Annotated in this window: 12 protein-coding genes; 5 read left to right on the top strand and 7 right to left on the bottom strand. The window is 48.1% G+C overall.

Translation table 11 applies throughout. The features are described 5' to 3' along the window. Window positions 1–124: 124 nt before the first annotated feature. The 7 genes from gltA to GEV47_RS00095 all read right to left on the bottom strand — a co-directional run bounded on the left by gltA (window position 125) and on the right by GEV47_RS00095 (window position 6,364). Window positions 125–1,441 carry a citrate synthase gene (gene gltA, locus GEV47_RS00125; protein WP_153232709.1) on the bottom strand — a complete coding sequence of 439 codons (1,317 nt, stop codon included), beginning with the start codon at window positions 1,439–1,441 and terminating at the stop codon, window positions 125–127. A 117-nt stretch (window positions 1,442–1,558) separates the two neighbouring features. Further along, window positions 1,559–1,828: an FAD assembly factor SdhE gene (locus GEV47_RS00120; RefSeq protein ID WP_153232708.1), complete on the bottom strand. Its 270-nt coding sequence runs from the start codon at window positions 1,826–1,828 to the stop codon at window positions 1,559–1,561. Between the two features lie 170 nt (window positions 1,829–1,998). Then, window positions 1,999–2,709: a succinate dehydrogenase iron-sulfur subunit gene (locus GEV47_RS00115; protein ID WP_153232707.1), complete on the bottom strand. Its 711-nt coding sequence runs from the start codon at window positions 2,707–2,709 to the stop codon at window positions 1,999–2,001. Between the two features lie 30 nt (window positions 2,710–2,739). Further along, window positions 2,740–4,518, bottom strand: a complete 1,779-nt coding sequence (gene sdhA / locus GEV47_RS00110; protein WP_322741512.1) for a succinate dehydrogenase flavoprotein subunit — start codon at window positions 4,516–4,518, stop codon at window positions 2,740–2,742. Between the two features lie 2 nt (window positions 4,519–4,520). Next, complete coding sequence (gene sdhD, locus GEV47_RS00105; RefSeq protein ID WP_153232705.1) at window positions 4,521–4,889, bottom strand: succinate dehydrogenase, hydrophobic membrane anchor protein; 369 nt, start codon at window positions 4,887–4,889, stop codon at window positions 4,521–4,523. Further along, the gene (gene sdhC / locus GEV47_RS00100) at window positions 4,889–5,305 is read right to left on the bottom strand and encodes a succinate dehydrogenase, cytochrome b556 subunit (RefSeq protein ID WP_153232704.1); all 417 of its coding nucleotides are present in this window, start codon (window positions 5,303–5,305) and stop codon (window positions 4,889–4,891) included. Before sdhC ends, sdhD begins: the two co-directional genes overlap by 1 nt. 210 nt (window positions 5,306–5,515) lie before the next feature. Further along, window positions 5,516–6,364 carry a GntR family transcriptional regulator gene (locus GEV47_RS00095; RefSeq protein WP_228124502.1) on the bottom strand — a complete coding sequence of 283 codons (849 nt, stop codon included), beginning with the start codon at window positions 6,362–6,364 and terminating at the stop codon, window positions 5,516–5,518. Window positions 6,365–6,675: 311 nt separating this feature from the next. Here GEV47_RS00095 and GEV47_RS00090 point away from each other — a divergent pair, with 311 nt between their 5' ends. From GEV47_RS00090 to GEV47_RS00070, 5 genes are all read left to right on the top strand, one after another. After that, window positions 6,676–7,665, top strand: a complete 990-nt coding sequence (locus GEV47_RS00090; protein WP_153232702.1) for a malate dehydrogenase — start codon at window positions 6,676–6,678, stop codon at window positions 7,663–7,665. A 90-nt stretch (window positions 7,666–7,755) separates the two neighbouring features. Further along, on the top strand, window positions 7,756–8,730 hold the full coding sequence (locus tag GEV47_RS00085) for an HpcH/HpaI aldolase/citrate lyase family protein (RefSeq protein WP_153232701.1): 975 nt from the start codon (window positions 7,756–7,758) through the stop codon (window positions 8,728–8,730). A 52-nt stretch (window positions 8,731–8,782) separates the two neighbouring features. Then, a complete protein-coding gene (locus tag GEV47_RS00080; protein ID WP_153232700.1) occupies window positions 8,783–9,319 on the top strand; it encodes a hypothetical protein in 537 nt (178 codons plus the stop codon). 181 nt (window positions 9,320–9,500) lie between these two features. After that, complete coding sequence (acnA, locus tag GEV47_RS00075; protein ID WP_153232699.1) at window positions 9,501–12,224, top strand: aconitate hydratase AcnA; 2,724 nt, start codon at window positions 9,501–9,503, stop codon at window positions 12,222–12,224. A gap of 171 nt (window positions 12,225–12,395) precedes the next feature. Beyond that, window positions 12,396–13,622, top strand: a complete 1,227-nt coding sequence (locus GEV47_RS00070; protein ID WP_153232698.1) for a DUF2863 family protein — start codon at window positions 12,396–12,398, stop codon at window positions 13,620–13,622. Window positions 13,623–13,641: the final 19 nt, after the last annotated feature.

Here is a 13,641-nt window from a genome sequence, read left to right as displayed (position 1 = left end):
ACCTACTATATTCTGTACCGCTTATGACCTGCTATTTAGCACAAGTCATAAATGGTATAGCAGCATAGCATAACTACTAAACAAAAAAGCGAACCGTCAGATTCGCTTTTTTGAAATTCCATTATTATTTCGCAGTACGACTTGCCATTGGTTCAACATCACGACTAGGTGAGCCAATAAACAATTGACGTGGACGACCAATTTTTTGCTCTGGATCGGAAATCATTTCATTCCATTGCGCGATCCAACCAACCGTACGCGCCATTGCAAAAATACCAGTAAACAGCGAAGTTGGAATACCCAATGCCGATTGAACGATACCTGAGTAGAAATCGACGTTTGGATACAGTTTGCGCGAAACGAAATATTCATCTTCCAACGCAATTTTTTCCAATGCCAATGCCAACTTGAACAATGGATCGTCTTCCAACTTCAGCTCTTTCAGAACTTCGTAGCAAGTTTCACGCATCAATTTAGCGCGCGGGTCAAAGTTTTTATAAACACGGTGACCGAAGCCCATCAGCTTAACGCCTGAAGACTTGTCTTTTACTTTTGCAATGAAGTCTGGAATGTTATCGACCGTGCCGATTTCTTTCAACATTGTCAATGCTGCTTCGTTGGCGCCGCCATGAGCAGGACCCCACAAACAAGCAATACCAGCAGCGATACAAGCAAACGGATTAGCACCGCTAGAGCCGGCCAAACGCACAGTAGAAGTCGAAGCGTTCTGCTCATGATCCGCGTGCAAAGTCAAAATGCGATCCAAAGCGCGTACCAGTACATCATTGACTTTATATTCTTCGCATGGCGTCGAGAACATCATGTTCAAGAAATTCGCACTGTACGACAAATTATTTTTTGGATAAACGAAAGGCTGACCAATCGTATATTTGTGCGCCATTGCGACCAACGTTGGCAGTTTTGCAATCAGGCGAATTGCAGAAACCTCACGGTGATGCGGATTGGTAATATCGAGCGAGTCATGATAGAACGACGACAATGCACCAACCGTACCGACCAGTACCGCCATAGGATGCGCATCGCGACGGAAGCCACGGAAGAAAAATTGCATCTGCTCGTGGACCATAGTATGACTGGTCACATTTTGATCAAATTCTTTTTTCTGCGCCGCAGTTGGCAATTCGCCGTTCAGCAACAGATAGCATGTTTCCAGAAAATCGCACTTCTCCGCCAGTTGCTCAATCGGATAACCGCGATATAACAACTCGCCCTTGTCACCGTCGATATAGGTGATTGACGAATTACAAGCAGCCGTAGATAAAAAACCTGGATCATAAGTAAATTTACCAGTGGTGCCATACAGCTTACGAATGTCAATCACTTCCGGGCCTATCGTACCCTTGTAAATTGGAAAATCGATAGATGGACTTCCATCGGAAAACGATAGGGTCGCTTTGGTGTCAGCACTAATGTTAGTCATGGGACTCTTTCCTTATTGTCATCAGGTAAAACAAGGTGATGCTAGATTTAAAAATAGCTGATCCGGTGCGCACTATTTGCATGCAATATTTGGAAAATAGTAGGCTTCACGCCCTCTTTACGCCACTCGTAATTTTGCTACCAATGCGTGCACAGAAGGCAAATCAACCTCGCCGGCGGGGTCATTGCGTTCCATCAGCAAATTCATCAACTCACTGTCGGTCAATTCCATCAAACGCGTAAATGCGTCAACATCATCGTCAGTCATGGTTGATTCGTTTGCATCAAGAAAACGCGTCAAAATCAAATCATTTTCCAATAGGCCACGCCGTGCGCGCCAGCGCAATCGTGCACGCTTTGCCGGGTCGGCTTGATGGGTAATGGTCATGATGATGCTCTTTTTGAGGATTTTTTTAAACTTGAAAGCAGATGAGGAAAATACGTCCCCTCATCTTACATACGGCTCTACAGGGCTTGGTGCCAGCAATGTCGCCGGCAAATCGGCTGCAGCTTTAGCCACAACCGATCGACATTAGCCCTACATTCTACGATAACTAATTAAACTGCGCGACGGACCATCATTTCTTTGATTTTACCGATGGCTGCATTCGGGTTCAGACCCTTAGGACAAACATCGACGCAATTCATAATCGAGCGGCAACGGAACAAGCGATATGGATCTTCCAGATTATCCAGGCGCTCACTAGTTGCCTCATCACGGCTATCTGCGATAAAGCGGTAAGCTTGCAACAAACCAGCCGGACCGACAAACTTATCTGGATTCCACCAGAACGACGGGCAAGAGGTCGAACAACAAGCGCACAAAATACACTCATATAGACCGTCCAACTCTTCACGTTGTTCCGGCGACTGCAGACGTTCTTTTTCAGGCGGAATATTGTCGTTGATCAGATATGGTTTAACTGAATCATATTGCTTGAAGAACTGCGTCATATCGACGATCAGATCGCGAATAACTGGCAGACCTGGCAACGGCTTCAAAATGATAGGCTCGGACAACTCATTCAAGTTAGTTGTACACGCCAGACCATTTTTGCCGTTGATGTTCATGGCATCGGATCCACACACGCCTTCACGGCAAGAGCGGCGCAACGCCAATGAGTCATCAACATCGGCCTTGATACGCTGCAAAGCATCCAGCAACATCTTATCGGTTGGCTGTAATTCAACCGTCAAATCCTGCATGTACGGCTTCGCATCACGATCCGGATCGTAGCGATAGATTTTAAATTTAACTGTACGCGACATGGCTATACCTTTACTTATTTTCGAGCGTAATTAGAAAGTACGTGGCTTTGGCTTGAACGTATCGACGGTCAACGGCTTGGTGATCACAGGTTTGTAATCCAAACGATTTCCTTCCGAATACCACAATGAGTGTTTCATCCAGTTTTCATCATCACGATGTTCGTAATCACGATGCGCATGCGCGCCACGAGATTCTTTACGGGCTGCAGCTGCAGTAATCGTTGCCTTGGCCGCCTCAATGATGTTGCTCAATTCTAGCGCCTCAACACGTGCAGTGTTGAATACTTTGGACTTATCCTTGAATGAAACATGCTTACGACGCTCATCCAACACCATGATTTCTTTGTAACCTTGCTGCAGCAATTCGTCGGTACGGAACACGCCGCAATAATGCTGCATGGTTTTACGAATATCATTGGCAACGTCTTGCACCCGCTCTGAACCAGTACTGTTTTCCAGGTCCGACAAACGGCCTACCGCGTAATCGGTAGCGTCGGCCGGCAACGGCTTATGGCTACGCTCTTTGAGCTTGCTGTCAACAATGTGATTACCAGCTGCGCGACCGAATACCACCAAGTCCAGCAACGAGTTCGTACCCAGGCGATTTGCACCATGCACAGAAACGCAAGCACACTCACCGATAGCGTACAAACCGTTAACAATCGCGTTAGGAATACCATTCTTAGGCACCACTACCTGACCATACACGTTGGTCGGAATACCACCCATTTGATAATGGATAGTTGGTACCACAGGGATAGGCTCTTTAAGCGCATCAACGTTGGCGAATTTATGGCCAATTTCCAGAATCGATGGCAAACGTTTTTTGATCGTATCAGCACCAATATGACGCAAGTCCAGCATCACATGATCCTTCAACGGACCGCAACCACGACCTTCTTTGATTTCCTGATCCATCGAGCGTGAAACGAAATCGCGTGGAGCCAAATCTTTCAACGTAGGCGCATAACGCTCCATGAAACGCTCGCCGTTGGCATTGATCAAAATACCGCCCTCGCCGCGCACACCCTCAGTAATCAAGACACCAGCGCCAGCAACACCGGTTGGATGGAACTGCCAGAATTCCATATCTTCCAACGGAATGCCAGCGCGTGCCGCCATACCCATACCGTCGCCAGTATTGATGAAGGCGTTAGTTGACGCTGCCCAGATACGGCCAGCACCGCCAGTAGCAAGAACAGTTGTCTTCGCTTCCAGCATCATCACTTCGCCGGTTTCCATTTCCAATGCCAGCACGCCTAGCACGTCGCCTTCAGCATCGCGCACCAGATCGATCGCCATCCACTCAACGAAGAAATGTGTTTTTGCACGGACGTTACGCTGATACAGCGTATGCAGCAAAGCATGACCAGTACGGTCAGCCGCAGCACAGGCACGCGCAACCGGCTTCTCACCGAAGTTGGCCGAGTGCCCACCGAAAGGACGCTGATAAATCGTACCATCGGCATTACGGTCAAACGGCATCCCCAGATGCTCTAGTTCATAGACTGCTTTTGCCGCCTCACGGCACATGAACTCAATCGCGTCCTGGTCACCCAGATAGTCTGAACCTTTGACGGTATCAAACATGTGCCAGTACCAGTTATCTTCGGACATATTACCGAGCGATGCACCAATACCGCCCTGCGCTGCAACGGTGTGCGAGCGCGTCGGAAATACCTTCGACAACACGGCAACATTTAAACCAGCTTCAGCTAATTGCAGCGAAGCACGCATACCGGAACCACCGGCACCAACGATTACCGCATCAAAGCGGCGTGTAGGAATTGTGGATTTGATAGCTGCCACGATTACACTCTCCACAAAATCTGCGCCGCCCATCCGGCACAACCGACTAGCCACAAAATTGTGGCAACTTGCAAGAACAGACGCAAAGCGACTGGCTTGACATAATCCATCCAAATATCACGCACACCAATCCAGGCATGGAAAAACAGCGACATCAAAGCAACGAAAGTGGCAATCTTGAACCACTGATGCGCAAACATGCCAGCCCAGCCCTGATAACTAAAATCATTTGCGCACAAAAATTTCGCCAACAAAATGATCGTATAAACCGCCATTACCACCGCAGTCATGCGCTGCGCCAGCCAGTCACGCAGACCGTAATGTGCGCCGACAACCAGGCGCTTGGCTCCAACATTATTTGTATTTGCCATTAGAATGCTCCAAACAGTTTCAAGGCTACGATGAAAGCCAGAGGTATGCTGATGATCAGCACGCCAGCAGCTGATTTACGCGCACTGTCTTTATCCAGACCAATATGATTATCCATAATCAAATGACGGATACCTGCGCAAAAATGATGCAGATAAGCCCATGACAGCGCCAAGATAATCAATTTAACAAACCAGTGGGAGGCAATACCTTTGAAGTACTCGAATGAGCTTTCCGATACAAGACTGGTATCGAGCAGACATAGAATGAACGGTAGCAGCAAAAACATGAACAGCCCGCTAATCCGGTGCATAATCGAAACCAACGCTGCCAATGGCATGCGGTATCCGACGATTTGATTTAAGCCTATATTTCGAAATTGTGGCCGCTGTTTTTTCTCGGCTTCGGTTTCAGACATTCCTGGGTCCTCCTCAGTTTTACTTAGTTTTCATAATTGTTTGCTACAACGCAAACGCAATCTCGTAATTTTCGCCTATTTTTGTGCGACACACCAATAGTTATTATTCTTTATTTAGAATAATTGCAGCTTAGCGGTAATACATCGACGGCATTTCTTGCTTTCACGGCCCTGCAACGACAAATATATTTCTCAAATAATGCAGATCGCTCAATTTAATTCATTCTGATAATGATGATGATGTGTCACATATAAACCGCGCCTCACCTCGACCGGCTTATCGCCATACGTAAATGACACTCGCTCTACGGATAATAACGGCGACATCTGCGCAACATTCAGCAATTGCGCAACTTCATCATCCGCGCTCGCCGCACGAATCTGCTCTGTTGCGCGTATCATGCGGGTGCCAAATTCGGTTTCAAACAGACCATACATTGGCCCTTGGTATTCATTCAAACGCTCCAACGTCAGTGCTTTGAAGGTAACACCCGGCAACCATAATTCTTCGAGAATCGTCGGCGCACCATCAAATGACATCACGCGCTTAACAAATACGACCGAATCACCCGACTTCATACTCAACAAGCGCGCAATTTCCGCCGGAGCACGCAAACGCTTGAATTCAATAATTTTCTTTTCGCCAGGCTTAGGCTGACCATCATCAGGCATCAGGCGCAAAAAACGAAACTGAACATGGTCTTCATGGTGCGTCGCAACAAAAGTACCCTTCCCTTGCCGCCGCACCACCAAATTTTCAGCTGCAAGTTCATCAATTGCCTTACGCACAGTTCCCTGACTTACCTTAAAACGGTTACCAAGCTCCACTTCACTTGGAATCATTTCGCCCGACTTCCACTCACCCGATTGCAGGCGTTGCAAGATCAACACTTTGATTTGCTGGTAAAGGGGACTAAAAGTAGGAGACACAGCAGACGATGCCACTTGCGCAACAGGGGAATTACTAGCGACATTAGTGCCGACAATAGCAGCCGCGGCGACGGTGTCAGCAGCATTGCCGACTTTATCGATAACCTTGTTGGTTGTTGAAGAGTTCATAACCCAAGATTTCACCATAGAACGAGTACTGTCGTCCAGCAAAAAATGCACAGTGATATGTCTTATATAAGATATAAGATAGTCGTTGACAGCGTCGCTGCGCAAGCCTAAACTCGCGGGCATTCACGGGAATTCAAGTATATGCCAGATACATGCCGGCGAAACACGATTTTCAACGGTATGATATCGGGCTGTAGATGTAGGCTCAAAGAATTAGCTTCAGTTCTACATTGTTACTGCTGCTATTTACCGCCGTTTTTTTACCGCGGTTATTTACATTTAGTACGTTTTCATCACCTCGGAGATTCATCATGGCTAAAGCCCCTTTGCGTGTTGCCGTCAGTGGCGCCGCTGGTCAAATCAGTTACTCCCTATTATTCCGTATTGCCAATGGCGACATGCTAGGCAAAGACCAACCGGTCATTTTGCAATTGTTAGAAATTCCTGACGAAAAAGCGCAAAAAGCGTTGCAAGGCGTCATGATGGAAATCAACGATTGCGCATTCCCATTGGTAGCCGAAATGACTGCCCACGGCGATCCAATGACTGCATTCAAAGATTGCGACGTTGCTGTATTGGTCGGCGCACGTCCGCGCGGTCCTGGCATGGAACGCAGCGACCTGTTGCAAGCTAACGCGAAAATTTTCACTGCACAAGGCAAAGCATTGGACGCAGTTGCATCACGTAACGTCAAAGTTCTGGTAGTCGGCAACCCTGCCAACACCAACGCTTACATTGCGATGAAATCGGCACCAAATCTGCCTGCGAAAAACTTCACTGCGATGCTGCGCCTGGATCACAACCGTGCATTGTCACAAGTTGCCGCCAAAATCGGCAAGCCAATCGCCTCTCTTGAAAAGCTATGCGTTTGGGGAAATCATTCTCCAACTATGCACGCAGACTATCGCTTTGCAACAACGGATGGCGCATCTGTAAAAGATCTGATCAACGATCAAGTGTGGAACAAAGAAGTATTCTTGCCGACCGTTGGCAAACGTGGCGCAGCTATCATTGAAGCACGCGGCTTGTCGTCAGCAGCATCAGCAGCAAGCGCAGCGATTGATCACGTGCATGACTGGTTATTGGGCACAAACGGCAAATGGACAACGATGGGCGTTCCTTCGGACGGCTCATATGGTATTCCAGAAGGCATCATGTTTGGCTTCCCAGTGACAACTGAAAATGGCGAATACAAAATCGTTCAAGGCTTGGAAATTGACGCATTCACGCAAGAAGGCATCAACAAAACTTTAGCTGAATTAGAAGGTGAACGTGACGCTGTGAAAGATTTGCTCGGCTAATTTCATACAATTAGTTCGACGAACTCTTTTATCGCCTGTGGATGGGATTATTAAAATCCCATCCATTCAACATTTCATAGATTAAGTCGTATGCATCCCACCGAGGTTTTATTCCTAGGCAAGCAAGCACCGGTTTATTTGCCGGTTTGCGACCATTACGCCGGCAGTGAAAAACTGATGCGCAAATCGCTCGCATTGCAGCGCGAACTCGGTTCCATATTCGATATTACTTTTGACTGTGAAGACGGTGCCAGTGCGGGTAACGAAGCAGCACATGCGCATTTGGTCGGGACAGTCATCGCCAGCGACGACAATCGCTTTGGCCGCATCGGCGCACGAGTACACGATGTTCACAGTGTATTTTTTGAGTCTGATGTCAGTGTCATTTGCCAGCATGCCGCGTCACGCCTGGCTTATCTCATGCTGCCAAAAGCAGAGAATCTGGCGGACGTGCAACAGGCCGTAAACCTGATCAATCATCACAGTCACAAAGCGGGTCGTCAGTCATTGCCAGTACATGTGCTGATAGAAACCCATGGTGCATTGGCCGACGTCGCCGCAATTGCAGCCATACCGCAAGTCGAATCACTGTCATTCGGCATTATGGATTTCGTCTCTGCGCATTACGGCGCGATCCCCAGCAGTGCCATGCGCTCTCCGGGGCAATTTAGTCATCCATTAGTCATGCGCGCAAAGCTGGAAATTGCGGCAGCATGTCACGCCCATGGCAAAGTGCCATCGCACAATGTCACCACAGATATAGTCGATATGGCTGTTGTTACCAGCGACGCTCATCGCGCTGCTGCAGAATGTGGTTACACGCGGATGTGGAGTATTCATCCGCAACAGATAAAAGCGATCGTGAACGCATTTACACCGCCACAGTCGGAGGTCAGCGAAGCGACGCAAATATTACAGGCCGCCCAACATGCAGAATGGGGGCCAATACAACACAACGGCAACTTACATGATCGTGCGAGCTACCGTTATTACTGGAGTGTTTTACAACGTGCACAATGTAGTGGTATAACGCTGCCAGAATTTGCTGCACATTTATTTAATTAAGCGTACTTAATACACATACTCAGTATAAATACTTACCCACGGAGCATTAACAGTGAAAAAATCCTTAACTCTTCTGAGCCTGCTTTGCGCCAGTTTGATGGTCGTAGCACCTACCGTTTCAATGGCACAAACTGCTAGCACGAGTGCAAGCACAACCGCGCCGGCGAAGAAGGTTGTCAAGAAAAAGGTCGTCAAAAAGAAAGTCGTGAAAAAAGCGGCTGTACCTGCAACTGCAGCAGCTGCTGCAGCGGTAAGCACTGATGAAGATGACATCACACCAGACATTAAGACCTCCACAGCCGTCGCATATCAGTGCGCAGTCGGCAGCAATCTGACCATTTATCGCAATGCTGAAGATCCTCAATATATCGCTCTGAAATGGGGCAATGTTATTCGTCGCATGAAAGAAATTCCAACCACCACAGGTGCAAGCCGTTACGAAAATAAAAAATACGGCTTCGTTTGGATTGGCATTCCATCAAAGGGAATGCTGCTGGATTCAAAAGGTGGGCATGAATTAGCCAATGACTGCACATCGGTTGAGCAACACGCGGCGGCACCAGTAGCCAACGCAACACCTGCAGCATAAGAAAGAACGCCAGCGCTGTGACACAAACCTGTCCTCTCTCGCACGTATTTGAGAGAGGGCGGAAAGAAGAATCAAGCATTTAGCATCAGTAATCGGCAACACCGGGGTATTCAACCAACATTCTTTGAGTATGTTGAAACCCGTTATATGCATATCACGCATCGTCACTTCAGGAGAAATCATGTCCAATAACACCTTGAACACACTCAAAGAATTTACTATTTCTGGGAACAAAAAAGGTAAGTTTTACTCACTGCCAGCTCTAGAGAAAAAACTCGGCGTTAAAATTTCACGCCTACCTGTTTCTATCCGTATCGTACTGGAATCAGTACTGCGCAATTGCGACGGTAAAAAAGTTACCGAAGAACACGTTAAACAACTCGCCAACTGGAAAGCAAATGGCGAACGTACTGATGAAATTCCTTTCGTCGTTTCACGCGTCGTGCTGCAGGATTTCACTGGCGTGCCTTTGCTGGCTGATTTGGCGGCAATGCGTAACGTTGCTGCTTCGCTGGGCAAAAATCCTAAAAATATCGAACCATTGGTGCCGGTGGACTTGGTAGTCGATCACTCTGTCACTATCGATCATTTCCGCGAAAAGAAAGCGCTTGATCTCAACATGAAACTGGAATTTCAGCGCAATAACGAGCGCTATCAGTTCATGAAATGGGGTATGCAAGCATTTGATACTTTCGGCGTTGTGCCTCCTGGCTTTGGTATCGTCCATCAAGTCAATCTGGAATATCTGGCGCGCGGCGTGCACAAGAAACGCACAGGCAAAGATGACGTTTACTACCCGGACACTCTGGTAGGTACTGATTCGCACACCACCATGATCAACGGTATCGGCGTAGTCGGCTGGGGCGTTGGCGGTATCGAAGCCGAAGCAGGCATGCTCGGTCAGCCAGTGTATTTCCTGACACCAGACGTTGTCGGCGTAAATCTGACAGGCCAATTGCGTGAAGGCGTTACCGCAACTGACTTGGTATTGACCATTACTGAATTGCTGCGTAAAGCAAAAGTTGTCGGTAAATTTGTCGAATACTTCGGTGAAGGCACGCAATCGTTAAGCCTGACAGATCGCGCTACGCTAGCAAACATGGCACCAGAATACGGCGCGACTATGGGCTTCTTCCCAGTTGACGAAGCCACTATCGAATACTTCCAAGGCACAGGCCGCAGCAAAGCCGAAATCGACGCCTTCGAAAGCTATTTCCGTTCACAAAATCTGTTTGGTATTCCAAAAGCTGGCGAAATCGACTACACCACTGTCGTTGAACTGGATTTGGGAACCGTTGCACCATCATTGGCAGGTCCAAAACGTCCTCAAGACCGTATCGAAATCGGCAACGTCAAAAACAACTTTGCTGAACTGTTCAGCAAACCAGCTGCCGAAAACGGCTTCAACAAAAAAGCTGCCGATCTGGATGCTAAATACGTCAATGCTGACGGCGTCAATGTCATGAACGGTGACGTATTGATTGCTGCGATCACTTCTTGCACTAACACTTCCAATCCTAGCGTAATGCTGGCAGCTGGTTTGTTGGCGAAAAAAGCAGTGGAAGCCGGTCTGAAAGTATCGCCTCACATCAAAACGTCATTAGCCCCTGGCTCGCGCGTTGTTACAGAATATCTGACTGCCGCTGGTTTGCTGCCATACCTGGAAAAACTCGGTTTCGGCGTAACAGCTTATGGCTGCACGACCTGTATCGGTAACGCCGGCGATTTGACACCGGCAATGAACGAAGCCATCGTTAAAAACGATATCGTTGCTTCTGCAGTGTTGTCGGGCAACCGTAACTTTGAAGCACGGATTCATCCAAACATTCGCTCTAACTTCCTGGCATCGCCACCGCTGGTCGTCGCTTACGCTATCGCCGGTAACATGACACGCGATTTGATGACTGAACCAGTTGGCAAAGGTAAAGGCGGTAAAGACATTTACCTGGGCGATATCTGGCCAACTTCAAAAGAAGTCGCAGCAATGATGAAGTTCGCGATGAATTCAAAAGTCTTCAAAGCCAACTACGCCGATGTTAAAGGCGCGCCAGGCAAATTGTGGGAAGACATCAAAGGCGTGGCACAAGGTGAAGTTTATAACTGGCCAACCTCAACCTACATCGCTGAACCGCCATTCTTCGGTGACTTCACGATGGAACCAAAAGCCGCAGCAACTGGCATCACAGGCGCGCGTGCATTGGGCGTATTTGGCGATTCCATCACCACCGACCATATCTCTCCGGCTGGCGCGATTAAAGAATCCAGCCCTGCAGGTAAATGGTTGGAAAAGAACGGTGTCCTGAAAGCAGATTTCAACTCTTACGGCTCACGTCGCGGTAACCACGAAATCATGATGCGCGGTACATTCGCTAACGTTCGTATCAAAAATCTGATGATTCCTGCAAAAGCAGATGGCGGTCGCGTTGAAGGCGGTATCACTCTGCATCAACCGGCTGGTACAGAAACATCGATCTACGATGCGGCTATGCAGTACATCAAAGATGACGTGCCAACCATGGTATTTGCGGGCGAAGAATACGGTACTGGTTCGTCACGTGACTGGGCTGCTAAAGGTACACAACTGTTAGGCGTTAAAGCGGTATTTGCGCGTTCATTTGAGCGTATTCACCGTTCTAACCTGGTCGGTATGGGCGTGTTGCCATTGCAATTCATCGGCACTGACAGTGTTGACACACTAGGTATCACTGGTAATGAAACTTTTGACCTCAAGGGTATCGACGGTGAAATCAAACCGCAACAAGACGCTACTTTAGTGATTCACCGTGCCAACGGCGAATCTAAAGAAGTCAAAGTTTTGCTGCGTATTGATACACCGATTGAAGTCGATTACTACAAACATGGCGGCATCTTGCCGTTCGTGTTGCGTCAGTTGCTGGCGGCTTAAGTACTATTAAGTACTAATTTGGCGCCAATCTGGCGCTAAATTAAGCTTAAATGCTACTCAAGAAAAACCGCACATTAGTGCGGTTTTTTTTCGTCTTTATATTTGATGCCATCAGCGTTCTGCTCATTACTCCTCTACAATACAAGTTCCGATTCTGTTGCCGAGATCATCATGCGCCGTCCGACTAAAAGTACTTCTCGCAAACCTTCCGCTGACAGCCAACGACTCACCGCATTAGCACATGCCCTGACAGAAGCTTCAAGTCGCCTTGAATTGCGTGCGTGGGAAGATGAACTTGATATTCATGTCAATAAACTGTTGAAAGCTAATCAGCAAGATCCAATTGATAGCGCATTAGAGTTGTTATTTCCCGATCAGGCGGATGCCTATAACGCGTTAATGGATGGGATCGAGGCTTGTAGCGAGTCGACGATTATTGACTATGAAGGCGTTTCTTACGACGCCTTGTTAGTCGCCCTGCCGATATTGGCCTGGACTCGCTTTTCAATTGCGTCGGGCCCTATTCCAGCAGATCTTTTAATCACACTGAATGCCCATTTTCATGCGCATGTTCTGGCATCAGGCGTACGTACTGCACTGATGCCAAATTTATATGCGATTGATCAGCTACCACGCACACATGCGGACACCGCTGCGCTGTTGCAAACGATGGCGCATGCAGCATTGAGTAACAGCGCCTTGCATCGGCCTGCCAAACAACCGGAAACTGCTCCTTTCCTTGCCGATACACGCTATCTATTGGCGGCATTGGTAGTACCTCGTGGGGCACCGCTGTTTAACTGGCAAACCGGTGCGGGCACAAAAGACAGCGCATTAAGACTATGGCAAGCGCAAGCAACGCCGACGTTTAATCGTTTATTGCCGGGTTGTGGAATTGACGTGTTGCTGCCGGAAGCCTATTTTGTCGCTTGTCGTGAAGCAGATAAGCAAATACGGCCGATTTCTTTACGTGCTGCCAGCTTTTATTTGACCAGCACCTTGAACGTTGCCAGCACCGAATTACACGCCACTATCGGGCGCTTTAGCGAAGAACCCGAAAGCGGTCGGGTCGACGAGTACCGCATCGCTTTTGCCATCGCAGAAAACCATGACGTTGTCTATGGCGTCGTCTGGCCGCTCTACGGGCAAGAAGAAGCAAACGAAGAAACCGGCGATGCAGCATCCTCAACAGAAGATCCGGAAGCACAAACCCCGCTAGAACAAATCCTCGCGTTGTTACGAGAGAATGGCATCAGCCACATTCAATGTCACAACGAATTATTTGCGATGGAGTTTTGCGATGATTGCGGAACGCCGCTATATGCTGATAATGATGGGGAATTGGTGCATCCGGAAATGCCGGAAGATACGCCGCCAAGCTCGGCGCATTTCCATTGAAATTGACAAAAGTTGGGCA

Origin of the sequence: Glaciimonas soli (genome assembly GCF_009497155.1) — a bacterium.
GTDB classification, from domain to species: domain Bacteria; phylum Pseudomonadota; class Gammaproteobacteria; order Burkholderiales; family Burkholderiaceae_D; genus Glaciimonas; species Glaciimonas soli.
Note: the sequence above shows the minus strand (reverse complement) of the source record. Positions and strands in the feature narration are given on the sequence as shown.